The organism is Halorubrum trueperi (genome assembly GCF_042662525.1).
Classification (GTDB): Archaea; Halobacteriota; Halobacteria; order Halobacteriales; family Haloferacaceae; genus Halorubrum; species Halorubrum trueperi.
In genome coordinates this window covers 303,685-326,518 of the sequence record NZ_JBHSXI010000001.1, presented here as the reverse complement: position 1 = coordinate 326,518, position 22,834 = coordinate 303,685, and the positions used below count along the sequence as shown (strand labels likewise).

Genomic DNA, 22,834 nt, shown 5'->3' with positions numbered 1-22,834 from the left:
ACGGATCTGTCCGTGCATTTTTAATATTCAAGTGACGGGCGGCCGCGGTGACGCGTATGCGATACGTCCGCGTGAACTTCACATTCCCCCCGTCGGTTCGGCACCCGATGCACGGCTTTCTCGACGAGGGCGACGGTTGGCGGACCGAGCTCTTGACGTGGCGGCGGCTCCCCGACGAGACGCTCGCGACCCTGTTTCGCGTCGTCGCCCCCCGGGATACGTACCTCGACCGGCTGCGATCCGTCGACTCGATCGAGCGGTTCGAGACGGCACCCGGAGACGACGCGTTCTACCTCCTGGCCTACGAGCGGCTCGGGGGTCCGCTAGAGCGGTTCCTCCGCGCGTTCGACGACACCGAGTTCCTCTCGGTGCCGCCGATCGTGTACCGGTCGGGCGGTCGGCTGTCGTTCGGGTTGATCGGGCCGCCGGACCAGCTTCGAGACGCCCTCTCGGCCGTCCCGGATCCGATAGGCGTCGAGATCGAGCGGATCGGCTCGTACGGCGGCGGCCGACGGTTGGCCGGCGTCGACCTCACGGGACGCCAGCGCGAGGCGATCCGCGCCGGGCGACGCGTCGGGTACTACGACGTACCGCGCACCGGGTCGGTCGCCGACGTTGCCGAGGCGATCAACTGCGCCTCGTCGACGGCGGGGGCCCACTTGCGCAAGGCCGAAGCGGCGCTGGTCGACGCGTTCCTCGACGGTGACCGTAGTCGGCCACGCCACGAGAGTGGCTGATGTCCGGAAACGCCGCGCAAGGCAATCCGATCCGTGGCGACGGTCGGCGGTACAACTATACTGGTCCGTCTCGACGTTCCGGTGGAGTCTACTATGGAAATCTCGGAGAAGCTCCTTTGTCTGTTCAGCGCCGACGTTCGCGAGGAAGACGGCGAGTACGTGATCGACGTACCGCGCCGCGAGATCGAGACCGGTTCGCTGGAGCCGGGCGAGACGTATCGCGTCGCGCTCGTCTCGCGGTCCGAAAGCGACGGGGACGCCGCCGCGGGAGGTCGCGACGGCGGCGCTGACGTCTCGGCCTCACGAGCCGACGACGGCCCGCAGCCCCCGGTCGAACCGGGCGAGATGCGCTACGTCGAGATCGAGGACCTCGGAAAGCAGGGTGACGGTATCGCTCGGGTCGAGCGCGGCTACGTGATCATCGTTCCCGACACGGAGGTCGGCGAGCGGGTGAAGATCGAGGTAACGGAAGTGAAATCGAACTTCGCGGTCGGCGAAGTCGTCGAAGAGTCGGTCTAGGTCAGACGTCGGTCGCGTTCGATGTCGCGTTCGATGTCGCGTCGGGCGCGTTCGCGTCCTCGGAGATCCGCGCGTCCCAGTAGGAGACCGACGCGACGTAGTCGCCGGGGATCGTCTTGCCGAGCAGTTCGTCGACGGTCCGAAACGGCTTCGCGACGGGGCCCGGTAGTTGGCGGTAGAAGCCGTACGGCAGGACGAAGTCGTGTTCCTCTCCCGCGAGCGTGAGCCCGGCCTCACGGAGCATGGTCGTGACCTGTCGCTCCGAGTAGAGGCGGGAGCCCATCGGGAGCAGCCACGTGTACAGCGTCCGCAGGCTGCGACCGTTGAACGTGTCGAAGAACACCTGATTCGAGCTGACGCGCCGGAGTTCCGCGAGGAACGGAGCCGGGTCGTCCATCAGGTGGAAAAATCGCATCGCGATCACGGTGTCGAAGTGGCCGTCCGGGAACGGGAGCCGGGAGGCGTCGCCGCGGACGAACTCGACCGTATCCGACAACCCCGCGTTCGCGGCCTTCTCGCGCCCCTGTTCGAGCATTTCCCGCGAGATGTCGAGGCCGACGATGTCGGCCCCCTGGTCCGCGAGCATCGTCGTGAACCGACCGGTGCCGCAGGCGACCTCCAGCACGCGGTGACCCTCCTCGATCGGCCCGAGCGCGGAGAGGACCGCCTCCTTTTCGCGTCGGTCGATGAGCTCACCGCCGCCCGAGAACCGTACGTCCTCGTACTCCTCCGCGACCTCGTCGGCCTGGTACCAGTCCTGTCCCTTCACGTTGTCCGTACTGGATGCCGGACCGACAAAACCGTACTGGATGCGGTCGGACGGTCGACGGGTTGAGCTGCGGAAGCCGAACTGAGAACAAGCCGAACCGACGGCGAATCGATCAATCGAACGAGTAGCGGCCGCGCGCCGCTCCGGCAGTCGCGGTATCTGGAGCAAGTGACCCACGTCCCGAAACGATCCTGATCGATCAGGATTGACGGGAGCCTGAGGAGTGATATTAACACATTATATTATCCCAATCGGATTCCCCTATATGTAGCTAACCTTTACCAATACGCAGAGAATTCATACGAGACATGAGTACCAGTCACGCGGAGACCGCCGACCAAGACCGCCTTTCGGAGACCGAGTACCGCGACCGCTTACGCGAACTGCCGCCCAGCGCCAAGCTGGTCGCGAAGGTACTGGAGGGCGACGCTCCCCTCTCGCAGGGCGGGCTCGCCGACGAGTCGCTCCTGCCCGACCGCACCGTCCGGTACGCCCTCAACCGTCTCGAAGAGGAGGGGCTCGTCGACTCGCGCTACAGCTTCAAGGACGCGCGAAAGCAGGTCTACTACCTGACGATCTGAGGCGAGCCGTCCGGGCGGTTCGCTATCGAACCGCCGGCCGTCCTCGCACGGAGTGCTTTTTAATCCCTCGCCTCGATACCCCGGAGTATGGACCTCTCGGTCGTCGTCCCGACTCTCAACGGTCGGGACCGGTTGGCCGCCTGCCTCGACGCGCTGGCGGCTCACGCCCCCGACGCGGAGGTGATCGTCGCCAACGGCCCCTCCGCGGACGGCACCACCGGGATGGTGCGCGACCGCGACGACGTCGACGTGCTGGTGGAGATTTCGGACCGCACGGTCAACGTCGCCCGCAACGCGGGCATCGAGGTCGCCAGCGGCGACGCGATCGCCCTCGTCGACTACGACAACCGGATCGGCGAGTCGTGGCTCGACGGCGTCCGGTCCGGACTCGAGGCCGCAGACGCGGTGACTGGACCGGTGACGGCGGTCGAACCGGATCGCGAGGCCGGCGATCCGGACGGACGGTCGTCGAACAGTATCGCTCGGGACGACGCGCCGGCGGAGACGACCGACGGCCCGGAGCGGCGGACGATCGCGGGCCGCGACGTGACGTACTTCGAGGGGGGTAACGTCGTCTTTCGCCGCGAATCGCTCCGCGACCTCGACGGCTTCGACGAGTACCTGCACACTGGCGGCGCTCGCGACGCCGCTCATCGGCTCGCGCGGATGGACCGAGACGTGGCGTGGCGGACGGACCTCGCCGCGACCAAGGAGTTGCCGAACCCGACCGCGGCCGACGGCGGTGACGCGGCCCGCGAGTGGGGTTGGAAGTACCGCGCGCTCTCGTACCGACTCCTGAAAAACTACGGCGTCCGCCCGACCGTCGTCGCCCGGACCGGCTCGCACGCGATCACCGACGCGTACGGGGCCGCCGGCGACGTCGTCAGCGGGGAGTCGACCCCCTCGCAGTGGGTCGCCACCGGTCGCGACGTGCTCCTCGGGCTCGTCGGGGGCGGATCGGACGGCCTCGTCGCCCGGCGACGCGATCGGAGTCCCACTCGGAATCCGAACGGGCTCTCGTCGCGCGCCGACCGCGCCGTCGCGAGGTACGACCGTCGCCAGCCCGAGGAGTGACCGTCGCCAGCCCGAGGAGAGATGCTCCCCGCCACGGGGAACGGCCGAGCGGAGGGTCGGATCATCCGTTCGTCCCCGCGCCTTTTAACCACGAGCGTCGTCAACTTCCGGTAACGAATGGGACTCACGAAGCGGATCATCCCCTGTATCGACGTCGACCTCGACGACGACGGGAACGCGGCGGTGTACACGGGCGTCAACTTCGAGAATTTGGAGTACACGGGGGACCCGGTCGAACTGGCGAAGAAGTACAACGCCGCGGGAGCCGACGAGTTCGTCTTCCTCGACATCACCGCGAGCGCGGAGGGCCGGGAAACGATGCTCGACGTGGTGAACGCGGTCGCCGACGAGTGTTTCATCCCGCTCACTGTCGGCGGCGGCATCCGAACGAAAGACGATATCAAGGAGACGCTCCGCGCCGGCGCGGACAAGGTGTCGATCACGACCGGCGCGCTCGAACGCCCCGAGCTCATCGAGGAGGGCGCGGCGGCGTTCGGCAGCCAGTGTATCGTCATCTCGGTCGACGCGCGCCGCCGGTTCGACGACGCGGGCGAGCACTTCTACGAGGACGACGACGGCGAGACGGTGTGGTTCGAGTGCACGAAGAAGGGCGGCCGCGAGGGAACCGGCATCGACGCCGTCTCGTGGGCGAAAGAAGCGGAGGAGCGCGGTGCCGGTGAGCTGTTCGTCAACTCCATCGACATGGACGGGACGAAGGACGGCTACGACATCCCGCTGATGAAAGCGGTCTGTGACGCCGTCTCGACCCCAGTCATCGCCTCCTCCGGCTGTGGGAGCCCCGAGGACATGTACGAGGTGTTCACCGAGGCGAACGCGGACGCGGGACTGGCCGCCTCGATCTTCCACTTCGGCGATTACTCGATCGAGGAGACGAAGGCCTACCTCGACGAGCGCGGCGTCCCCGTCCGGCTGTAGACGGTCGAACGCGCCGTGACCGATGCGCCGGGCGATCGAGATTAGTATTCGTTTTTGTGGTAATATCGAAACTACGAAGCAGATAGTTGAATTTTCAAAAACGTAAACCAACACTTATTATTTGATGGTGGTCGTAACGTGACGTATGTCCACGTCATCGACGCGCGTGCGTGCCGAGCGCCCGGAGCTCGTCTGCAAGCGGACCGGCGACGACTCCGAAGACGGGGAGGTGACGTTCTTCGAGCGGGAGCGGGATCCCGACGAGCGGACGACACGGTGGATTACGGTGCGGGAGTCCGACCTCGTTCCCAGCGCGAAGTGGCGGTAACGGCCGCGTAGAACGCTGACCAACGAGATCATGCGAGGAGTGACGGGCAGCGGCGCGTGTGGCAAACGGAGCGGCGCGGAGCTCGTTCGATGGATCACGGTGACCGCCGGATGCTCACTCCTCCAGGCTCGGGTGTGTCTCCTGTGGATCCGGGTGGGGATCCGCGAACCGCTCTCGCGTCGCGTCGAGCGCCGCCGACTCGCGCTCGCGGCGTTCGGTCGCGTCAATCTCCTCGCAGCCCGGCGGCACCTCGCGCCCGCGGTCGGTAAAGTAGCCCTCCGGTGCGACCCAGTCGTGGTAGAAGGGGCGGTTCGCGTCCTCCAAGAGCGTCACGCCGACCTCCGCCCCGTGTCCCGCGCACACCGCCGCCTGGTGCGGCTTCCGAGCGAGACGTCCCGCCGCGTAGAGCCCCTCGACGCCGGTCCGCCCGCGCTCGTCGACGTCGACGTACGCCTTTCCGCGGTCGACGATTTCGACGCCCTCGACGTCTGCGAGATAGCCGACCTCGTTTTTCGTCGCGGCCACGACACTGTTCGCGCGGAACCGCTCGCCGGCGTCCGTCTCCAGGGTGAATCGGCGATCGTCTCCGGCGATGTCGCCCGTCCGGGCGATCCGCGTTACGCGCGCGTCGAGTCGCTCCGCCCCCGCGTTCGCCGCCTGCTCGTCGAGGAGGTCGAGCAGGCGGCGGGCGTTCACGCCGGCCGGGAATCCGGGGAAGTTCTCCAGTCTCGCGTTCCTCCGGAGCAGCGAGCCGCCGTCGTCGACTACGAGCGTGTCGAAGCCGTGTCGGGCGGTGAACACCGCCGCCGAGAGCCCGGCGACGCCGCCGCCGATCACGACCACGTCTCGCGGGGCGCTCGCGTCCGTCGCGTCGGGCCGATCTGTTGCGTCGGGCCGATCTGTTGCGTCGGGCCGATCTGTTGCGTCGGGCTTGTCCGTCACGTCGGTCGAGGGACCGGTCGAGGAGTCGGTCGAGGGATCGGTCATCGGTCGATCACCGCTCTGCATCGCACAGATCGCTCCGAGTATCGGTCGTGGGCTGTCGCCATACCCGTGGCCGGACGCGAGGCGTCGTAGTCGCTTCGATCCGGCGACGATCGGTCCCCCACCCGCGACGTGGAGTGGAACGACCGCGACGCGGCAGGGGCGACGCTCATCGGCGCACGCGAACGGGGCCGGCGGCGGCGATGAAGGGCTCGTCGCCCTCGGCCGAAGCGAAGGCGATCTCGCCGTCCGCGCCGCGTTCGACCCGCCACGCCGGCAGGTTGGGTACGTCGTAGTCGCTCGGATCGCCGAAGGCGGACGCAATCGCCCACTCGCGGGCGCGCATCTACAGATCACCCGCGACGATGTCGGCGACGCGCTGCCGATCGAACAGCTCCGCGTCGTCGGTCACGTCGCCGAACTCCTCGGGATACAGCTGCTTCGCGGCCCGCTCCGTCAAAAAGAGGTTGTGGATCGGTCCCTGATAGAGGTAGCCGCCGCGGTACACGCGGCCGTTCCGAACGGTCGATAGTTCGCCGCCGACGGGGTGATCCTCCATGTACGCGAGGACGGTGTCCCGGAACTCCGCCGGCGACTTGCGCTCGTGTCCGCGAACGAGGAGCACGTCCGGATCGACCTCAAGCAGGTTTTCGTAATCGAGTTCGCCGCGGTTCGTGGTGCTCAGGTTCTCCACGTCCGTCCCCGCGAGGGAGTCGGTCACGCCTAGATCGAGCCACTGCTTCTTGCTCGTTCCCTTGTCGACCAACCGGTACGGCGAGAACGTCTCCGGTTTGTCGGTCCCCTCGAAGGTAACGAACACGCTCGGCCGGTCTTCGGCCGGCGGAAGCCGCGATTGCACGTCCGCGATGAACGCCTCGTGGAGCTCGGCGAACGCCTCGAACCGCTCGCGCTCTCGGAACGCGTCCGCCACTCGCTCGAACGCCTCGTACAGCGTGTAGTACCGGTAGTCGTGCCACTCGTCCGACCGCCGGAAGATGAGGTTCCCGAAGAACGGGCCGACGTTGTCGCGGATCTCCGCGACGTCGTCGTCTCCCCAGTCGAACCAGTTGACGAGCATCCGGGGGTCGTACAGGTGCACGTCGGCGTCGATCTCGTAGAACTCCTCTTTCGTCCTGACGTTCGGGTGCGCCTCGACGAGACTCCGATCGACGTCGACGCCCGGAAGCTCGTCGTACACGCGCGTGTAATACCGGTCGGCGTTGCCGATCCCTGCCAGCCCGTCGGCCTTCCCCAGCGCGACGGCCATGTCCGCGAAGCCGCCCGTGTACGCCACCCACCGCTCCGGAACCGACTCGAAGGTCACCTCGCCGGCGGGTTCCATCGAGGCGGCGTACGGGACCTCTTCTGACTCGCTTCCCCCGTCGTCGGACTGTGACGAGGCGGACGAGTCGTTCCCCGGGTCGCCGTCGCCATCGGTGCTGTCGGTCCCACCGGTGCCACCGGTCTCGTCGGTGCTCCCGTCGTCCGCCGATCCGGTGCAGCCGGCGAGGATCGAGCCCCCGATCACCGCGCCGCCGTGTGAGAGGTACGCTCGCCGCGTCTGTCGTCCGGATCCGCTGTCGTCTCTCGACATATGTTTTAGGCTGGCCTAAAAGTTGATAACCGTTCCGGTTTTTAGGTAAGCCTAAAACCATGGGAGCGGACACGCTCACGAGCGGTCCGTCCGCGAATCGATCGACCGCAAAATCCGCGTTCGACGGTGCTGGGATCGGAAAGGCGGACGCCGCGCCGGGTTCACCTCGCCTACTCCGAACCCTCGTGGCGCGCGCGGAGCGGCGTTACCCGGGGACCCCGCTCTGTCGAGATCACCTCGGCGTCAACGCGGAACACGTCCGCGAGCAGCTTCTCGGTGACGATCTCCTCGGGGGAGCCGCGGGCTCGTACCGCGCCGTCCTTGAGCGCGACCATGCGGTCGGCGAGCCGCGCGGCCTGCTCGATGTCGTGAAGCACGACCACGACGGTGATGTCGCTCCGATCGCGCAGCGTCTCGATTATCTCCATCACCTCCATCTGGTGGTGGAGGTCGAGGAACGTCGTCGGCTCGTCCAACAGGAGCACGTCCGTGTCTTGTGCCAACACCATCGCGATCCACGCCAGCTGTTTCTGCCCGCCGCTGAGGCTCCCGACCTCTCGGTCGCGAAGGTGGCCGCAGCCGGCCAACTCGATGGCGCGGTCGACCGCCCGCGCGTCGTCCTCGGTGGTCCGCTCGAAGAACCCGCGGTGCGGGTACCGTCCGTGGTACACCAAGTCCTCGACCGAGATGCTGTTCGGCGACGTGCTCTCCTGAGAGAGCAGCCCGAGCTTCCGTGCGAGCGCCTTCGTATCCATCGAGTGCACGTCGCGGCCGTCGACCAGCACCGATCCGTCGTTGGGCGCGAGCTGGGTCGCCAATCCCTTCAGCAGGGTGCTCTTGCCGGAGCCGTTCGGGCCGACGAGGGCGGTGACCGCGCCCGGTTCGGCCGCGATCGACTCGCCGTCGATGACGGGCTCCGGGGCATCGGGGTATCCCAACACGAGCCCCTCGCCGTCGAGGTCGCTCGCGTCGCCGCTCGCGCCGCGCTCGGCGGCCGGCTCCCGTCCCTCGGCTCCGTCCGCGTCGTTCGTTCCGCTCGGTCCGTCCGTCAGCGTCGCGTCCGCGTGTTCTGTCGACATTCAGAGTTCACCCAACTGCTGCTGTTTCCGCATCAGGTACAGGAAGTACGGCCCGCCGATCAGTCCCGTGACGATACCGACCGGGATCTGCGTGTCGGTTCCGGCGAGCACGCTCATCCCGAGCCGCGCGCCGACGTCGGCACCGACCATCAGCGCCGGACCGACGAACAGGCAGCCGACGATCAGCCGCTTGTAGTCGCTCCCGACGAGGTTTCGAACCACGTGCGGGACGATCAGTCCGACGAAGCTCACGATCCCCGCCACCGCGATGCTCGCTGCCGCCGCGAGCACCGCGACGCCCGACAGCGCGAACCGCACCCGTTCGATCGACATCCCCAGCGACTTCGCGGTCTGTTCGCCGAGGAGGAGGAGGTTCAGCTGTCGCGATCCCGCGACCGACAGCAGCACCGCGACGACCGTCCACGGGAGCGCCAGCCGGACCTGCTCCCAGTCCGTGCTCGTCAGGGAGCCGGTGGTCCACTGGATCGCCGACTGGACGACGCCGATGTCGTCGGCGAAGAAGAACAGCCCCGTCTGGACGCTGTTGAAGACTGTACCGACGATCACGCCCGCGAGCACGAGCCGGACGGGACTCGTTCCGTTCTTCCACGCGATCGCGTACACGATCAGGAACGCGACCGCGCCACCGAGCGCCGCGATCAGCGGGAGGAACGCGGAGAGCCCACCGAACACGACGAGCGTCAGCAGGATCATCAGTCCCGCGCCGGAGGAGACGCCTAAGATGAACGGGCTCGCGAGCTCGTTTCGCGTCACCGCCTGGAAGATGGCCCCCGAGACGCCGAGGTTCATCCCGACGATCGCGGCGACGAACACCCGCGGGAGGCGGATGTTCCAGACGATGAGCGTTCCGTGCGCCAGCTCGGGAAGCTCCCCCTGAAACCCGGTGAGCGAGCGCATCAGTCCCTCGCCGAGAAGGAAGTTCAGCAGCCATCGAGAGTCGAGGAGCACCGCGGGGTCGAGCACGGCGCGCCACGCCTCTCCGACCGTCATCGAGTACGCACCGAAGCTCACCTGTACGAGCCCGCTCACGACGACGACCGCGACGCTGGCGAGCGCGACCGAGACCAGTTTGGGATCGAACAGCCACCCGAGCCGTCCCTCCGACGCCCGGCGCGCCGCGTCTCCGCCGGCGATCGACCCCGCGTTGCTCATCGCGCCCCCGAAGCGGCCGCGTCGCGGTCGAATCCGGCACTCATGCCGCATCACCGGTGACGATGCCCGCGACGCGATCGCGATCGAAGAGGCGCTCCCCGGCGGGGACGTCCGGATACCCGTCGCCGAGCTCGGAGGTCGGCCACTCGCCGAACCGCTCGGGGAACAGCTGTTTGGCGGTCATCTCGATCTGGAAGAGGTTCATGATCGGTCCCTGCACCGGGTCGCCCGAGGGATAGAACCGGTCGTTCTCGATCGCAGAGAGTTCGCCGGCGACGGGGTGGTCGGCGAGCTCCTCTCGGACCGCGGCCACGTCGTAATACGACTCGATCCCGTACTGATGGAGGAGCACGTCGGGGTCGATATCAAGCAGCTGCTCGTGGTCGTAGGCGGTCTCGTACGTCACGTCGTCCGCGCCGAACGCGTCGGAAACGCCGAAGGGGCGCACGTGGGCGTTGGCGAATCCCGGCCGGTCGATCCGCGAGGGGTAGTAGGTCCCGTCCATGTAGAGGAGCGAGCCGACTGTCGGCCGCTCTGCAGCCGGCGGGAGGTCCGCCTCAACCGTTTCGATCAGATCGTCGCGGACCGCCGCGAGCGCCTCGAAACGCTCCGGCTCCCGGAACACGCCGGCGACGCGCTCGGCGATCTCCCAGAGGCCGTAGTACTCGTACCCCTCCCGGCACGGCTCCGGCGGCTCGGAGTGCCGCCGGCTGTACACGTTGCCGAAGAACGGCGCGACGTTGTCTCGGACCTCCGCGACGTCGTCCTCGTCCCACCCTTCGAAGGAGACGAACAGACAGGGATCGGCGAGGTGGAGGTCGGAATCGAGCTCGTAGAGCAACTCCCGATCGACTGCGATCCCGTCGCCGGAGCCCGCGTTGAGCTGTCGGACCCCTTCGCGGTCGAAATCGACACCGTCGAGCTCGGCGTAGTAGGCTTCGAGCGTATTGCCGCCCGCGTCGGCGTCGAAGCCGAGCGAGTTGACCGCGTCGCCGTGGCCGTACGCGACCGCCATGTCCGCGTACAGCAGACTGTACACCGACACGCTCTCGGGGACGGCGTCGAGCGTCAGCTCGCCGACCGGTGCCATCTCCACGGCGTACGAGCCGGCTCCGTCATCGCCGTCGGTCGATTCGTCGTTCGAACCGCTTCCGCCGCCGTCCGCGGAGCCGTCGCCGGCGTCACTCTTACCGGCCGTCTCCGCACCGCCTCCCGACACGTCCCCGAGACAGCCGGCGAGCAGTCCCGCTCCACCGACCGCGCCGCCGTACCTGATCACGTCACGGCGCGTCGACGCGTTTCGATCCGCGTGCGTTCCCATATAGTTTAGGCTTCCCTAAAGAATTAAATCGCTTTCGAATCTTAGGGGAGCCTAAATCCGAGTGATCGACCGAACGTGAGGCTGATCATCCGTCGGAACGTCCAGCGATCGAATACATGTGCGATAGGCGATGGAAATTTGGGATTCTGTAACAATACGGCGTCATCCCCCGACACAGTCGAGTTTTAGGTCGTGCGAAAAAGTGTTTTTATATTGATAACTTATAAGTAGATCGGGCGTGTATAGCAGCATGTAATGAGCACCCAGAAGGAAACCCGACAGCGTGCCGGCACCGTCGAAGAGAACGCGCTCAGGCTCGAACCGGAGAAGGCTGAACAGATCATCGAGGCGCTGAACGTCGACCTCGCGGACGCGTACGTCCTGTACCACCAGCTCCACAAACACCACTGGAACGTCGAGGGCGCGGAGTTCCTCGAGGTCCACGTGTTCCTCCAGGAGGTGTACGAGGACGTCGAGGCGGCCGCGGACGAACTCGCCGAGCGTCTGCAAGCGCTCGGGGGCGTCCCGCACGCCAGCATGACGACGCTCGCGGAGAACGCCACCGTCGAGCCGGAAGACGAGGACGTTTACGACATCCGCACCTCGCTCGCGAACGACCTGGAGATGATGGGCGACGTCATCGAGAGCTACCGGCAACACATCGAGCTCGCGGAAGGGCTCGGCGACTACGCGACCGCCGAGATGCTCCGCGAACAGCTGGAGGGTATCGAGGAGCACGCCCATCACATCGAACACTACCTCGAGGACGACACGCTCGTCGTGGAGTCCGCGACGAACTGACCGGTCCGCGACGAAACAGGAAATCGCCTCAGCGGACGTTCGGTGTCGTCCGATCGGTTCGACCCGGTAGTGCGACTTCGATCTCCAACTCCGGTTCGCCGACACCTTCGAAGTCAATCTCGAGTTCCACGGGCTCACCGAACGCGAAGGGGAGCTCCCACTCGTCCGTCTCGATCCGGAGGTCGTCGCCATCGCGGAGCTGCTCACCAAGTACTAACAGAAACTCCCCAGCCTCGCTCGCGTCGAGGCGGTACTCCCGCTCGAAGTTCCGATCCGAGATCACCGTTCGATCGTCGTCAACCGAGACGACACAGACCCGCATGGAGAGGATTTGTCGGTTATCTCACCGGGTCACGTCGACGATATGATCGCTCGCGATCCATCCCTCCGTGTTCCCGGATTCCATGAACACCGATCGTCCGGGACATCCTTCGCAAACGGTAACGTCCGGAGTCTGATCGGATTTCGATTCACGACTGGTGTCGATTCGTGGCCGAGCTCCTGCGGGCATGAAATCCTTTAGGCATACCTAAATCAAAAAGGATGCGGTCGGCATCGACAGCGAGCGCGAAGGAAACGGTGGGCGGCGACGGAGTCGTCAGCCCCCGCAGCCACTCTGTGTGGTCACTCCGCGAGTGTAAGCAAGAAAGGTCGGAAAGCACGCTCCGGGCGGCCGCGAATAAATTCGATATAGCAAGTTATAGTTTATTCCGTTTCGAACGCCCGAATCGTTTTAAAAGACCCGTCGACTATCGCGTCCGCGATCCCCTCGGTATCGGCGTTTCGCGGCACTTCGTGTGGGTACTTCCGCCCGAAGTACCGAAGGAGGTTCTCCACGTCGCGTTCGAGGAACTCGCGCGCGTTCTCGTGGTCGACGGGGACCGCCTGCGGCCAGTCGAAGATCGTGACCCCGCTTTCAGCGACCGCGACGTTGTGCTCGGACATGTCCGCGTGGACCCACCCGAGGTCGTAGGCGGTCACCAGTTCCCGGCAAACGAGATCGAGGACGCCGATCGCCTGTTCGGGGTCGAGTTTCGCGCGCGCAAGCTCGACGCCGTCGAACTTGTCCATCACGATGGCGTGCCGGTTGTGATCGACGGGTCGAGGGACCGAGACGTCGGGGTACATCGTCTCCATCGCCTCGTACTCGCGCTCGGCCGCCTTGCGCGCGGTGTACAGCCACGAGACGTGGTCCCGATCTGCGGTGTACTCGCGCTCGCGGTTCACCTCCCGGAAGTTGGTGTACCCCTCGCGGTGGTACTTTAACGCGAGCGGCTTGAACGACTGCACCTCGTAGACATCTCCCTCCTTGCCGAACCCGAGTGGCGAGCCCACGCCGTCGATGGTCTCGCGCTCCGAGAACGTTCGGAGCGCGAGCGCGTCGTATCCCTCGAAGGTGAGCTGGTACCCTTCGTACTGGATCGTCTTCCGCTGGATCAGCTCGCGGTCGAGGCACCGATCGATCCGGTAGTCCACCTCCTCTCGCGTCAGATCGGCGTAGTCGGGGAGCTTGTCCCGGCGGACCCACTCGGAGAAGCGCATCCCCTGCTCGACGCCCGAGAGGAGATAGAAGTCCTCGGGGTCGAGCTCGGCCATGTCGCCGGCGACGTTTCGAACCATACGCATCCCTACTCCGGCGATTCCTAAAAGGGACGCGCGTTCGGTGAGCTACCGATATAAATCAAATACCGCGATAGCAAATGAATGATGTGAGTTGCGAATCCCTCCCATGAGGTTCATGGGATTCACCCTAAACAGCTAGATCCCGCCGAGAAATAGCCGTCAGAGGGTCGAAGAAGTCATCAAACCGCAGAAAATGTCATTCTAGTGATGGATGATGCGCAAAAATCTACGGCCACAAAGGGTGATACCTGTCACGAAGGGCGAGCCCGGACCGGATTCTATATGAGTGCGACCAACTCCTTGTCCAGCCATTTGAGGAACCGCCTGAGCGTTATCCGCGGCTTCTTCCGTGTTTCAATCACCCCGATTCGTTCCTGAGTCAGGAAATCCACCAGCAACCACATGTTGTACACCACATAGCCGAAAGCGAAGTGGAACCACCGGATCTCGAAATCTTTTGGCGTCATCACCAACGACCGCTACGACTGGTTCGGGCGGAAAGGCCAGTGTCTGATCTCCGTCGAGGATTTCAATGGGCCCCAGATCTGAAGTCGATCTACCGAAAGGCAAGCGATATGTATGATCAGTCCTTAAAGGTCTTTACTCACTGTGGCGGCAACGTTCCGCTACGATTCTTTCATGTCCGTCACGGCAAAAATACATATTGGTCATGAACGCCTTGCTCTCGTCCCCACGTTGAAGGCTCTCGACGAGATAACTATCCGAGTCGTCAGCCAAGGTACGACGGCACCGGGAGCGACGGATTTTCCGTTTCTCATTGAGTACAAGGACCGAACCGAGGTCGAATCTCGACTCGAAGGGGATCCCACGGTCGAGCGGTACGAACTCGTCGACTGGACCGACGAAACAGGCATCTACTACATTTCACACACCCCGGAGACGCTCCTCATCAGCACCGTTGTTACCGAAGTCAACGGCTTCCTGGTCCACACAGAGACGAAGGGAAGCGGCTGGCTCGTACGCCTGCTTCTCCCGGATAGAAAGTCGCTCAACACTATCTGGGAGTACGCGATGGAAAACGACATGACGTTCAAAATAATCGAAATTTACGGGAGCGAAGACGCCGGGACCGAGACCTCGTATGGACTGACTGACGAGCAGACGGCCGCATTGAAGACGGCTTACGAGGAGGGCTACTTCGGTGAGCCTCGGAAGACGTCGCTCGACGGGGTTGCCGACGAGATGGGCCTCTCGTCGACGGCCATGAGCGGACGGCTACGCCGCGGGATGCGGAATCTCGTGGCGGCGACCATCGTTGATCTCGACGACGAGTGACAGTCACTTCTGTCGGTATACCGGTTTGAGTGCGGCGGGGCCTTTATCGTAGCCGAGCCAGACGCTGAGTCCTGCGGCGACGAGGACGAGATAGACCGGAAATAGAACGAAGAGGGCGTACCCCGCGAGCAGCAGGTTGATCTGATCGAGCCAGTAGAGCGTCCAGATAATGACTAGCCCCAGCGTCCCGCCCGTTTTCAGACCGAGACTGAACGCGTGGGCTGCGACCGGCCCAGGCGAGGTACGGGAACTACGCATACGGCGGTTAAGGCCTGAGATAAAATAAACTGAGCGAATCGCGGACTCGTCTGCCCTGCGACGGCGTACATGGAGTTCGTTTTTCGGATTTTTCTGTCCGTTACGTGATAAAATAGCTTCCGGCTGAAACGGTCATTCCCGGCTCTTCCGTGAGTACTTTCGACCAGACTGAACCACCAAGCATGCTGATAGTTTTCCGTATCGGGAAACCGGCGGTGACTGTTCCGAGCCCTGGTGTACGCTGATTGCTGTTGACAGCGCGGGCTACGCCCGAATCAGCGCAGCCGATCCGGGCCGGGTGCCGGCCGACTGTTGTGACCCTATAAAAATGGGAGTCGTTATTAGTGCTATCTTTTATTAGCAATTGCAAGGACGATTCAGGGGCATGTCCGGGAACGAGGAACATCCAAACCACCCCAGTATCGATCAGTCTGACCGGACAGTCCCGCGGAACCTGCGTCAGACTGGCGACCCCAACATCGAGATGCTCGTCTCGACACGCGTTCGGAAATCTCCGTTCTTCCACAAGTCCTTCAACGAGGAGGGCGCCTGGCGGGCCACCGTCTACAACCGCCTCTATCACCCCCGTGGTCTCATCGAACCGGAGGACGGCGGAGTGATGAAGGAGTACGACGCACTGACCAACGACGTGACGCTCTGGGACGTGGCCGTCGAGCGTCAGATTCGGGTGAAAGGGCCCGACGCCGAGGCGCTGACAAACTATGTCGTCACCCGAGACGTGACGAGTATGGACGCCATGGACGGGAAGTACGTTATCCTCTGTAACGAGGACGGCGGTGTCCTGAACGATCCGGTGCTTCTTCGTCCGGAGGAAGACGAGTTCTGGTTCTCCATCTCGGACTCGACGCTGATGCAGTGGCTCCAAGGCGTCAACGTCGACAACGACTTCGACGTGGAAATCGACGAGATCGACGTCGCGCCCATGCAAATCCAGGGTCCGAAATCCGAGGACGTCATGATCGACATCGTCGGCGAGAAGGTCAGTGAGGTGCCCTACTACGGTCTGATGGACGCCGAGATTGACGGCGTCGACGTGCTCATCAGCCAGACCGGGTTCTCGGGCGAGAAGGGCTTCGAAATCTACGTCAAGGACGCCAGCAAGTACGCCGAGAGCGTCTGGGATCCCGTCATGGAGTCCGTCAAGGCCCACGGGGGCCGGCAGATCGCCCCGGGCCACCACCGGCGGATCGCCGCCGGTATCATGTCGTGGGGACAGGACCTCGACCACGAGACCTCCCCGTTCCAGGTCAACCTCGGCTACCACGTGCCCGACGACAAGGACGCCGACTACATCGGTAAGGAGGCCCTCGAAGCTCAGAAAGAACAGATAGAGGCCGGCAGCTATCCGTTCGAGCATAAGCTCATCGGGCTGAAGATAGCCGGCGAGCCCATCCGGGACTACGCGCCGGACTTCTGGCTCATCTCCGATCCCGAGACCGGTGAGGAGTGCGGCTACCTCACCTCGCCGTGGTGGAACCCGGACCTCGAAACGAACATCGGCATGGGTTTCATCCCGGCGGAGAAGCTTCAGGAGGCGACCGACACGCCGCTCAACGACGACATCTACGACGAGGAGTTGGACATCGAGTTCCAGGTGCACCTTCCGGACGAGTACGCAGAAGAGCCCGGCGAACCGGTGTTCGCCACTGTTGCGAAAGTGCCGTTCAAGGAGTCTGTTAACCCGAGCGCCCGCGAGCAGGCAAAGCTCAACGCCCGCAAGGAAGCCGAGAGCAGCAGCGACTAACTCCTTTGGGTCGCTCAACCCGTTTCGGCGATCTGCCATCCGGGTCAGCGACCGCTACGTGAGACACTGCCGGAGGAGCGTGCCGGCGTTTCCGGCGGCGAGTTCACCACCCGCGAGGACGACGGCCGTCCGTTCGTCTAAGCCGGCGTACCTGAACGCGACGACCCCGACGACGGTGACGGCGACGACACCGGCAGCGATACCGAACGCGCCCAGCAGATCGGCTTTCGTCTCCGGCGAGAGCCGGTGAACCGTGAATTCTCGATCCGGTTCCGCGCCGTCCATCGTCGCACGCGTTCGGGCGTGAACCTCGTCCCACGCGTACATCGAGAGCCCGTTGACGACGACGCCGTAGGCGACGACGAGGGCGAGCACGGCCGCGCCCCACCGTCCGACGATGGCGAACGCCGCGGTCAGACAGATAAGGTGGCCCGACAGAACGTGTCGATGCGCCGAGCGGTTACGTGATGCCGGTCGGATCGGCGGGACCACCGGTCAGGACTGGAGTCGGTCGCGCCGCCACTCCTCGGTGTCGGGCGTCTGGTTGAACGTGTAGATGTGGACGCCGCGGATACCGTACTCCTCGTCGTCGACGTACGGGCCGAACCCGTCGACGAGGTCGTCGGGCTTGTAGGTGCCACGGGAGCCGACGAGCTGTTTGACGAATCCGATGATGCCGGTCGTCTTCTTCAGGAACTTGACAGAGTCACCGACGCCAACTTTCTGGGAAATCTGCAGCAGCCGCTGGTACTTCATCACGCCCGGAATACCGATCTCGACGGGGAGGGCCACCCCGCGTGCGCGGACGTCCTCTATCCAGTCGAGGACGGTCTCGGGGTCGTAACACAGCTGCGTGACGATGTAGGTAGCGTACGGCTCCTTTTTTCGCATGGACTCCGCGAGCGTCTCTTCGTCAAGGAAGTCGTGCCCCTCGGGGTAGCCGGTGATGCCGACCTCGTCGAACTCGTAGTCCGTCTCTTCGAGCGTCGAGAGCAGGTCGTACGCCGACTCGAACTCGCCGGCGGGTTCCTCTCGGTCGCCGCCGGGGACGAAGATGTCCGTGACGCCCGCCGCCGTGAGCCGACGGGCGATCTCTTCGAGATGGTCGCGGTCCGTGACGTACCGCGCCGCGACGTGAGGGACGACTTCGAACCCCTCCTCGACGGCCAGCTCCGTCTTCTCGATGGTTCTGTCGATGCCCAACTGCGGTGAGGTGGTTATGGCGATCGTCACGCCCGCCGGAAGGTGGTCGAGTTCCTCGTCGAAGCTCTCGAACGGCATCAGTTCGAACCGTGCAGTCCGGAGGAGCGTCGAAACGCCGGTGTCGCTGTCGGTGACTCGTGACTTCAAGGACATCTCTTGTCGGAGGGGAACGGCGGAATCACTTTTTTCTGTGGGTGGGGTAGCGCACCCATTTATATAGTCACGCGTTGGCACCGCTGTACTGTCGCATCCGTCGGACGATGTCGTCCTTCGATGCGTCCTGTCGCGGGGCGTCGATGCGGTGCAACACGAGATCGATCAGGTTGAGCTGTCTGAGCAGATCACGGGTCTCGGCGTGACTGAGTTCGAGCGACAACTGTACCTCGTAAACGGACGCTGCGCCAGCGACGGCCTCAACGATGTCGTCGACGGTAACGCCGTCAGGCAGACCGATGCCGTCGGTGAGGAGTTGTTCGTCCCCCGTCTCGGAATCCGGCGGCGATGGTGCTCGGTCCGCTCTGGTGGCCGTCGACTCGGAGTCGTCGATAGGCTCGTGTTTACCGTCGTTCTCGGCGTCGTGCACGGCCGTGTCGTACGAGGTCGGTTCGTGGATATCGGCCTCGATCATGTACCGTCGAACGGTTTCCGCCGCGATGTCCATCTCGATACGCTCGCTCATCTCGGTGAACGTCCCGCACGATTTGTAGAGCGTTCGGAGGTACTCGATGTCGTCGTAAGCCGGCACGTCGTCTGACCGGACCGCCGCGAGTCGCGCGGCGATCGGGTCTTCGATCTCCTCGTTGGTCCCCTGCTCGGTGTCCTCCGCCGAGTTCGCCGGCTCGATATTAAACTCGACTGTCAGGATGAACTCTCCGTCTTCGACGCGGACACCCTGTTCGCCGACGGCGACCGACTTGGTGTCGGTCAGGATCGGGACGAGGTCCGAGATCGAGCAGGTGATCGTGACGCCGTCGCTCCCGGTTATCGAGGCCGCCTGCGGGGTGATCAGCGTGTCGGCCGTCCCGGTCGATGTCGCACAGAGGGGGATCGTGAGCGTCATGCGGACGTCGAGAATACCGGGAGTGTCCGAGGTGGTCGTGACCTCCAAATCTCGGACGGACCTGTCTCGTGACTCGATCTGTTCGACCACGCGCGAAAGCGTATGGAACGAGTGCTGTAGGTCCATTGTGTTGTACTCCCATGGTATGTCATCTCATATAGGGGTAGATCAGGAATAATAAACCTATTCAAATGTGCTGCCGCTCGTCCCTCCGCGTTCGGGTCGGCTATCGCCCTTCGGCGGCGCGCTCAGACGGGCCGTGCGACACCGACCAGTTGCTCGCCCGCGAAGACGACGCCGCTCCGGGTCAGCGAGTACGCGACGCCTCCGCTCGTCGCGGTGACGGTCTGAAGCTGTTCGAACGACGACGGACAGTACACGGTTCCCAGTTCCTCGTCCGCCTCGATACGGTCTCCGACGCTGACGTCGGTCCGGGGCTCGTACAGGCCCGAAGCCGCCGCCGTCGTCGCGGCGGGCTCGTCGCGGAGCAGCGTTTGGTCCGGTGACGGCGTGGGTTGGTCTTCGAGGACATCGAGCTCACGAAGCACGTCTCGTACGCCGCTGACCCCGACCTCGACCGCCGAGCGGGAAACCCGCCAGCTGTTGGCCAGCTCCGCGGTGACGGCCGGAATACGCTCGCGCGCCGCCGCGGCCCGGAACGTCCCGTCGAACCCGTCGTCGTCCGTGGATTCGTCGTCGGTCAAGATGTATTCGGTGCCGAAGGCTTCGCCCAGCCGTCGGGCGGCGGGCCGGTCAGCGCGGACTCGGACGTGTTCGAGCATGTCTGCCGTGCCGGTGTGGAGGTCGACAACCGCGTCGGCGTCAGTCACGAGCGGCCAGAGCTCCGCAGCCAGTCGCTCCTGCATGCTCCCCTCGTCATCGCCGGGCCAGACCCGGTTCAGGTTCGGATTCGCGGCGTCGTAGACCTGCGGCGTCATGTACGAACGGTGGTCGAACGCCGGCGAGTTCACCACGGGGACGACGACCACCGTTCCGGCGACGTCGGCGTCGACTAACGCCTCGTGAAGGCGACGCAGCGTCGCCGGCCCGTTCAGTTCGATGCCGTGTTGTGCGGCCTGGACGTACACGGTCGGGCCGGACCCGCCGACGTATCGGTGGACCGCGACGGTGACATCGTCGCCCGAGGGCAGACGGCCCAGCGTGCGGTCCGTCGCCGTGTGCGTGACCGGCTCGTATCCCATACCCACTCCCCGACGGCCGCGATGAAAAAGGTCCGGAGCGGTTTGTGGTGGTGGTCAGGTACGCCGAACCCATGCGAAGGCCAGCGATCTGAGCCACTCGTCAGCAGTTTCTGCGTTGACGTTGCTGAAACTATTCGAGAAAGTGAAATTTCTGCGTTTTATCTCACGAAAGACACGTTCGACGTAGTTCCGAATTCCATATCGAACGTGTTTGAAATCGAAGCGTGTTCGTGACAAGTTCGCCGAAATGAAGCCGCGCCAGAGACGGGAACGATTGCGTCGTCTACGTCGTGTTCTTCGCGGAACGCCGCGAAGAACTGATCTGCGAACGCACTGTTTCTCGTCGGTTCAAGCGTTATGTCTGACAGATCAGTAGGATTACCATCAAAGCAACAGACAGTCGATGCAGTTCATTATTCAGCTGAAACACAGTTTCATCGACCGCAACGTGAGTCGGGCTCCGACCGGATTCTGGCTGTAGATCGGCCGTGGGAATCAAGTCGCGAACGGCGAGTCGAACCCGACCAACACCAAATATTTCAAGGAGCAAAACAGTGTTCGAAAGCGATAGTTCGGACAAATGACGCCGAATACTGGGCTTCGGCAACGGCCGCGGTGTTGCTTCTCGCTTCACAAATCCCAAAGCTGATATCGTCTGAACACCGCCGAGGTGTCGACTCACGAGCTTCGGAAACCGGTCCTCTCAGCGCCGCTCGCGATACCGTGCTGCGTGAGCGACGTGAACGTGTGAGGCGACGTGAACTCCCTGTGCCCGCGTGCCGTCGGAGGTACGGAACAGTTCGGTCGCCACCTCTCAAAGAGAAGACATATTCGGCTTCATGCTTTTGCTTTCCTTTACAGGGCTATCGGTGTAATATTCTTCCTCAAAAGGATATTATGTTGATATGTTATGGATCAGCGGTGGAACGAGCGATAAATATATCTGCGCCCCACGGTCATCACAGTTTACGATCATGAAAACAACCGATAGCGTGCCGAATCAAGCCGACACGGTCGTCGTCGGTGCTGGTATCGTCGGCTGCAATCTCGCCTACCAGTTGACGCGGATGGGGCGTGAGGACGTGGTGGTCGTAGACCAGGGACCGATGCCGACGACCGGCGCCGTTCGTCGGGATGTTCATCGCGCGCATCTCCAAGGGACGGTCCATCAGGGAGTTCGTGCTGGGCGTTCTCTTCCTCCCGTCGCTGTTCTCGACGCTGTGGCTGTCTACCTTCGGCGGGAGCGCGCTGAACAACGCGCTGGGCGGCGGGGCCGTACAGTCCCAGTACACCGAACTGAGCTACGCCTCCTTCGAGACGCTCGGGATGTTCATCATGCTGAACCAGTACCCGCTGGGCGTCGTCTCCGGACTGCTGGCGACGCTGCTCGTCGTCACGTTCTTCGTGACGTCGTCCGACTCCGGGTCGCTGGTCATCGACCACCTGACCTCGGGCGGCAAACACGACGTGCCGAAGACCCAGCGCATCTTCTGGGCGCTCACCGAGGGAGCCGTCGCCTCGCTGCTGCTCATCGGCGGCGGGCTCACGGCGCTGCAGACGGCGGCCATCACGACCGGGTTACCGTTCGCGTTCATCCTGTGTCTGATGTGTTACACCGTCTATCTGGGGCTCAGAAACGAGTACCAGATCCTCGAGTCGGAGGAGTTCGCGGAGACGATTCAAGACCTCACCGACCGCGAGGACGTCGACGTGGTCACCACCGGCGACGAGATGGTGACGGACATCACGGACCAGGACGACTCCCCGGCCAGCGGCGACTGACTCTCCGGGGAGGACGCTTTCCGTTTCGTACGCCGACAGCCAGCGACCGCCGCGTCCGGCCGTCTAGTCGGCTCGCTCCGTCTGGACGGTGCGTTCGGCGTGGAACCAGCGACGGACCGCCCCGCCGAGCCCGAAGGCCGCGATCAGGATCCAGACGACGAGCCCGCCGACCGTCGGGAGCGCCAGCCACCCGACGGTGCTGAGCGCCGCCCCGACGAGGAGTCCGTGGACCGGCCGCCGTCGCCCTCGCATCTCGGTGACGAGCGTTCCGACGACGAGGAATCCGAAGGCGGTAAGCGAGACGACGGCGCCCGTGAGCAGGACCCCGACGAGGCGGCCGAGGAGCGTGTTCGCCACGCCGAGCCGGCTCAGCTGTGTGAGACCGAGCAGCCCGACCGCGAGGGAGACGACGTACCCCATGAGCCCGTACGGGACGGCGCTGTAGGGCCGCTCGCGGAGCGCCTCCAGCGAGCGGTCGACGCGAGCCTCCGACTTCCGGAGGATGACGCCGCCGAACGCCAGCACGAGCAGAAAGGAGGCTAGCGCCTTCAGGTGTCCGGGGAATCCACTCAGTGTGGCGATATCGAGCGTCTGTGCCACCGCCGCGTCAGACGGAGGCGCGGCGAGCGAACCGCCGGCAGCGAGTTGTCGGACGCCGACGAACGACATGGTCCTTCTTCCGACGCCGCCGGTGAAAAGCTGTCGCCGGGCGAGTTGGCTGCGGCTCCCACGTACATATATACAGACAG

Annotated in this window: 25 protein-coding genes and 2 pseudogenes; 10 read left to right on the top strand and 17 right to left on the bottom strand. The window is 64.3% G+C overall.

The window, feature by feature from the left end; genetic code table 11:
* Window positions 1-56: 56 nt before the first annotated feature.
* Together ACFQEY_RS01590 and ACFQEY_RS01585 are read left to right on the top strand one after the other, a co-directional pair.
* Window positions 57-737 (top strand): helix-turn-helix domain-containing protein, encoded by a 681-nt coding sequence (locus ACFQEY_RS01590; RefSeq protein WP_379764126.1) that lies wholly within the window; start codon window positions 57-59, stop codon window positions 735-737.
* 93 nt (window positions 738-830) lie between these two features.
* Window positions 831-1,256 carry a TRAM domain-containing protein gene (locus ACFQEY_RS01585; protein WP_379764124.1) on the top strand — a complete coding sequence of 142 codons (426 nt, stop codon included), beginning with the start codon at window positions 831-833 and terminating at the stop codon, window positions 1,254-1,256.
* Between the two features lies 1 nt (window position 1,257).
* Here ACFQEY_RS01585 and ACFQEY_RS01580 read toward each other — a convergent pair whose 3' ends face one another.
* Window positions 1,258-2,025 (bottom strand): class I SAM-dependent methyltransferase, encoded by a 768-nt coding sequence (locus ACFQEY_RS01580; protein WP_379764122.1) that lies wholly within the window; start codon window positions 2,023-2,025, stop codon window positions 1,258-1,260.
* A gap of 308 nt (window positions 2,026-2,333) precedes the next feature.
* Here ACFQEY_RS01580 and ACFQEY_RS01575 point away from each other — a divergent pair, with 308 nt between their 5' ends.
* The 4 genes from ACFQEY_RS01575 (at window position 2,334) to ACFQEY_RS01560 (ending at window position 4,944) form a co-directional block, all read left to right on the top strand.
* Complete coding sequence (locus ACFQEY_RS01575; RefSeq protein WP_379764120.1) at window positions 2,334-2,606, top strand: MarR family transcriptional regulator; 273 nt, start codon at window positions 2,334-2,336, stop codon at window positions 2,604-2,606.
* An 87-nt stretch (window positions 2,607-2,693) separates the two neighbouring features.
* Complete coding sequence (locus ACFQEY_RS01570) at window positions 2,694-3,680, top strand: glycosyltransferase (protein ID WP_379764118.1); 987 nt, start codon at window positions 2,694-2,696, stop codon at window positions 3,678-3,680.
* A gap of 117 nt (window positions 3,681-3,797) precedes the next feature.
* Entirely contained in the window at window positions 3,798-4,616 is an 819-nt protein-coding gene (gene hisF / locus ACFQEY_RS01565; RefSeq protein ID WP_379764116.1) for an imidazole glycerol phosphate synthase subunit HisF, read from the top strand.
* 145 nt (window positions 4,617-4,761) lie between these two features.
* Window positions 4,762-4,944, top strand: coding sequence for a DUF7511 domain-containing protein (locus ACFQEY_RS01560; RefSeq protein ID WP_379764114.1), 183 nt, complete (start codon window positions 4,762-4,764; stop codon window positions 4,942-4,944).
* Window positions 4,945-5,058: 114 nt separating this feature from the next.
* On the opposite strand, the gene ACFQEY_RS01555 is transcribed toward ACFQEY_RS01560, so the two are convergent.
* The 6 genes from ACFQEY_RS01555 to ACFQEY_RS01530 all read right to left on the bottom strand — a co-directional run bounded on the left by ACFQEY_RS01555 (window position 5,059) and on the right by ACFQEY_RS01530 (window position 11,095).
* Window positions 5,059-5,931, bottom strand: coding sequence for an FAD-dependent oxidoreductase (locus tag ACFQEY_RS01555; RefSeq protein WP_379764112.1), 873 nt, complete (start codon window positions 5,929-5,931; stop codon window positions 5,059-5,061).
* Window positions 5,932-6,097: 166 nt separating this feature from the next.
* A complete protein-coding gene (locus tag ACFQEY_RS01550; protein ID WP_379764110.1) occupies window positions 6,098-6,274 on the bottom strand; it encodes a hypothetical protein in 177 nt (58 codons plus the stop codon).
* Window positions 6,275-7,522 (bottom strand): ABC transporter substrate-binding protein, encoded by a 1,248-nt coding sequence (locus ACFQEY_RS01545; protein ID WP_379764108.1) that lies wholly within the window; start codon window positions 7,520-7,522, stop codon window positions 6,275-6,277.
* Between the two features lie 170 nt (window positions 7,523-7,692).
* Complete coding sequence (locus tag ACFQEY_RS01540) at window positions 7,693-8,601, bottom strand: ABC transporter ATP-binding protein (protein WP_379764106.1); 909 nt, start codon at window positions 8,599-8,601, stop codon at window positions 7,693-7,695.
* Window positions 8,602-9,774, bottom strand: a complete 1,173-nt coding sequence (locus tag ACFQEY_RS01535; RefSeq protein ID WP_379764104.1) for a FecCD family ABC transporter permease — start codon at window positions 9,772-9,774, stop codon at window positions 8,602-8,604.
* Between the two features lie 40 nt (window positions 9,775-9,814).
* A complete protein-coding gene (locus ACFQEY_RS01530) occupies window positions 9,815-11,095 on the bottom strand; it encodes an ABC transporter substrate-binding protein (RefSeq protein ID WP_379764102.1) in 1,281 nt (426 codons plus the stop codon).
* A 255-nt stretch (window positions 11,096-11,350) separates the two neighbouring features.
* On the opposite strand from ACFQEY_RS01530, the gene dpsA reads away from it, so the two are divergent.
* A complete protein-coding gene (gene dpsA / locus ACFQEY_RS01525) occupies window positions 11,351-11,896 on the top strand; it encodes a DNA starvation/stationary phase protection protein DpsA (protein WP_379764100.1) in 546 nt (181 codons plus the stop codon).
* Window positions 11,897-11,924: 28 nt separating this feature from the next.
* Here the strand turns inward: dpsA and ACFQEY_RS01520 are convergent, their stop codons facing one another.
* From ACFQEY_RS01520 to ACFQEY_RS01510, 3 genes are all read right to left on the bottom strand, one after another.
* Window positions 11,925-12,218 carry an amphi-Trp domain-containing protein gene (locus tag ACFQEY_RS01520; protein ID WP_379764098.1) on the bottom strand — a complete coding sequence of 98 codons (294 nt, stop codon included), beginning with the start codon at window positions 12,216-12,218 and terminating at the stop codon, window positions 11,925-11,927.
* A 383-nt stretch (window positions 12,219-12,601) separates the two neighbouring features.
* A complete protein-coding gene (locus ACFQEY_RS01515) occupies window positions 12,602-13,516 on the bottom strand; it encodes an RIO1 family regulatory kinase/ATPase domain-containing protein (protein WP_379764096.1) in 915 nt (304 codons plus the stop codon).
* Window positions 13,517-13,797: 281 nt separating this feature from the next.
* Window positions 13,798-13,986: a hypothetical protein gene (locus ACFQEY_RS01510; RefSeq protein WP_379764094.1), complete on the bottom strand. Its 189-nt coding sequence runs from the start codon at window positions 13,984-13,986 to the stop codon at window positions 13,798-13,800.
* 172 nt (window positions 13,987-14,158) lie between these two features.
* Here ACFQEY_RS01510 and ACFQEY_RS01505 point away from each other — a divergent pair, with 172 nt between their 5' ends.
* On the top strand, window positions 14,159-14,815 hold the full coding sequence (locus ACFQEY_RS01505) for a helix-turn-helix domain-containing protein (protein WP_379764092.1): 657 nt from the start codon (window positions 14,159-14,161) through the stop codon (window positions 14,813-14,815).
* Between the two features lie 3 nt (window positions 14,816-14,818).
* Here the strand turns inward: ACFQEY_RS01505 and ACFQEY_RS01500 are convergent, their stop codons facing one another.
* The gene (locus ACFQEY_RS01500; RefSeq protein WP_379764090.1) at window positions 14,819-15,073 is read right to left on the bottom strand and encodes a hypothetical protein; all 255 of its coding nucleotides are present in this window, start codon (window positions 15,071-15,073) and stop codon (window positions 14,819-14,821) included.
* A gap of 385 nt (window positions 15,074-15,458) precedes the next feature.
* On the opposite strand from ACFQEY_RS01500, the gene ACFQEY_RS01495 reads away from it, so the two are divergent.
* Window positions 15,459-16,838 (top strand): aminomethyltransferase family protein, encoded by a 1,380-nt coding sequence (locus tag ACFQEY_RS01495; protein ID WP_379764088.1) that lies wholly within the window; start codon window positions 15,459-15,461, stop codon window positions 16,836-16,838.
* Between the two features lie 54 nt (window positions 16,839-16,892).
* Here ACFQEY_RS01495 and ACFQEY_RS01490 read toward each other — a convergent pair whose 3' ends face one another.
* The 5 genes and pseudogenes from ACFQEY_RS01490 to ACFQEY_RS01470 all read right to left on the bottom strand — a co-directional run bounded on the left by ACFQEY_RS01490 (window position 16,893) and on the right by ACFQEY_RS01470 (window position 20,985).
* Complete coding sequence (locus tag ACFQEY_RS01490; protein ID WP_379764085.1) at window positions 16,893-17,213, bottom strand: hypothetical protein; 321 nt, start codon at window positions 17,211-17,213, stop codon at window positions 16,893-16,895.
* 120 nt (window positions 17,214-17,333) lie between these two features.
* Complete coding sequence (locus ACFQEY_RS01485; RefSeq protein ID WP_379764083.1) at window positions 17,334-18,194, bottom strand: methylenetetrahydrofolate reductase; 861 nt, start codon at window positions 18,192-18,194, stop codon at window positions 17,334-17,336.
* 67 nt (window positions 18,195-18,261) lie between these two features.
* Window positions 18,262-19,227, bottom strand: a complete 966-nt coding sequence (locus ACFQEY_RS01480; RefSeq protein WP_379764081.1) for a DUF8073 domain-containing protein — start codon at window positions 19,225-19,227, stop codon at window positions 18,262-18,264.
* Window positions 19,228-19,349: 122 nt separating this feature from the next.
* Window positions 19,350-20,303: a succinylglutamate desuccinylase/aspartoacylase family protein gene (locus tag ACFQEY_RS01475; RefSeq protein WP_379764080.1), complete on the bottom strand. Its 954-nt coding sequence runs from the start codon at window positions 20,301-20,303 to the stop codon at window positions 19,350-19,352.
* 54 nt (window positions 20,304-20,357) lie between these two features.
* Window positions 20,358-20,985, bottom strand: a pseudogene (locus ACFQEY_RS01470) (IS6 family transposase).
* Between the two features lie 292 nt (window positions 20,986-21,277).
* Here ACFQEY_RS01470 and ACFQEY_RS01465 point away from each other — a divergent pair.
* Window positions 21,278-22,288: an FAD-dependent oxidoreductase gene (locus tag ACFQEY_RS01465; RefSeq protein WP_379765081.1), complete on the top strand. Its 1,011-nt coding sequence runs from the start codon at window positions 21,278-21,280 to the stop codon at window positions 22,286-22,288.
* Here ACFQEY_RS01465 and ACFQEY_RS18735 read toward each other — a convergent pair.
* Window positions 22,206-22,754 (bottom strand): annotated as a pseudogene (locus ACFQEY_RS18735) (hypothetical protein); the annotation flags it as partial. The gene ACFQEY_RS01465 and the pseudogene ACFQEY_RS18735 overlap by 83 nt on opposite strands.
* Window positions 22,755-22,834 lie beyond the last annotated feature (80 nt).

What these genes read in the sequence shown, in the direction of transcription:
- ACFQEY_RS01590 (WP_379764126.1), top strand. Translation starts at nt 57, where the DNA reads ATGCGATACGTCCGCGTGAACTTCACATTCCCCCCGTCGGTTCGGCAC.
- ACFQEY_RS01585 (WP_379764124.1), top strand. Translation starts at nt 831, where the DNA reads ATGGAAATCTCGGAGAAGCTCCTTTGTCTGTTCAGCGCCGACGTTCGC.
- ACFQEY_RS01575 (WP_379764120.1), top strand. Translation starts at nt 2,334, where the DNA reads ATGAGTACCAGTCACGCGGAGACCGCCGACCAAGACCGCCTTTCGGAG.
- ACFQEY_RS01570 (WP_379764118.1), top strand. Translation starts at nt 2,694, where the DNA reads ATGGACCTCTCGGTCGTCGTCCCGACTCTCAACGGTCGGGACCGGTTG.
- hisF (WP_379764116.1), top strand. Translation starts at nt 3,798, where the DNA reads ATGGGACTCACGAAGCGGATCATCCCCTGTATCGACGTCGACCTCGAC.
- ACFQEY_RS01560 (WP_379764114.1), top strand. Translation starts at nt 4,762, where the DNA reads ATGTCCACGTCATCGACGCGCGTGCGTGCCGAGCGCCCGGAGCTCGTC.
- ACFQEY_RS01555 (WP_379764112.1), bottom strand. Translation starts at nt 5,931, where the DNA reads ATGACCGATCCCTCGACCGACTCCTCGACCGGTCCCTCGACCGACGTG.
- ACFQEY_RS01550 (WP_379764110.1), bottom strand. Translation starts at nt 6,274, where the DNA reads ATGCGCGCCCGCGAGTGGGCGATTGCGTCCGCCTTCGGCGATCCGAGC.
- ACFQEY_RS01545 (WP_379764108.1), bottom strand. Translation starts at nt 7,522, where the DNA reads ATGTCGAGAGACGACAGCGGATCCGGACGACAGACGCGGCGAGCGTAC.
- ACFQEY_RS01540 (WP_379764106.1), bottom strand. Translation starts at nt 8,601, where the DNA reads ATGTCGACAGAACACGCGGACGCGACGCTGACGGACGGACCGAGCGGA.
- ACFQEY_RS01535 (WP_379764104.1), bottom strand. Translation starts at nt 9,774, where the DNA reads ATGAGCAACGCGGGGTCGATCGCCGGCGGAGACGCGGCGCGCCGGGCG.
- ACFQEY_RS01530 (WP_379764102.1), bottom strand. Translation starts at nt 11,095, where the DNA reads ATGGGAACGCACGCGGATCGAAACGCGTCGACGCGCCGTGACGTGATC.
- dpsA (WP_379764100.1), top strand. Translation starts at nt 11,351, where the DNA reads ATGAGCACCCAGAAGGAAACCCGACAGCGTGCCGGCACCGTCGAAGAG.
- ACFQEY_RS01520 (WP_379764098.1), bottom strand. Translation starts at nt 12,218, where the DNA reads ATGCGGGTCTGTGTCGTCTCGGTTGACGACGATCGAACGGTGATCTCG.
- ACFQEY_RS01515 (WP_379764096.1), bottom strand. Translation starts at nt 13,516, where the DNA reads ATGGTTCGAAACGTCGCCGGCGACATGGCCGAGCTCGACCCCGAGGAC.
- ACFQEY_RS01510 (WP_379764094.1), bottom strand. Translation starts at nt 13,986, where the DNA reads ATGACGCCAAAAGATTTCGAGATCCGGTGGTTCCACTTCGCTTTCGGC.
- ACFQEY_RS01505 (WP_379764092.1), top strand. Translation starts at nt 14,159, where the DNA reads ATGTCCGTCACGGCAAAAATACATATTGGTCATGAACGCCTTGCTCTC.
- ACFQEY_RS01500 (WP_379764090.1), bottom strand. Translation starts at nt 15,073, where the DNA reads ATGCGTAGTTCCCGTACCTCGCCTGGGCCGGTCGCAGCCCACGCGTTC.
- ACFQEY_RS01495 (WP_379764088.1), top strand. Translation starts at nt 15,459, where the DNA reads ATGTCCGGGAACGAGGAACATCCAAACCACCCCAGTATCGATCAGTCT.
- ACFQEY_RS01485 (WP_379764083.1), bottom strand. Translation starts at nt 18,194, where the DNA reads ATGTCCTTGAAGTCACGAGTCACCGACAGCGACACCGGCGTTTCGACG.
- ACFQEY_RS01480 (WP_379764081.1), bottom strand. Translation starts at nt 19,227, where the DNA reads ATGGACCTACAGCACTCGTTCCATACGCTTTCGCGCGTGGTCGAACAG.
- ACFQEY_RS01475 (WP_379764080.1), bottom strand. Translation starts at nt 20,303, where the DNA reads ATGGGATACGAGCCGGTCACGCACACGGCGACGGACCGCACGCTGGGC.
- ACFQEY_RS01465 (WP_379765081.1), top strand. Translation starts at nt 21,278, where the DNA reads ATGAAAACAACCGATAGCGTGCCGAATCAAGCCGACACGGTCGTCGTC.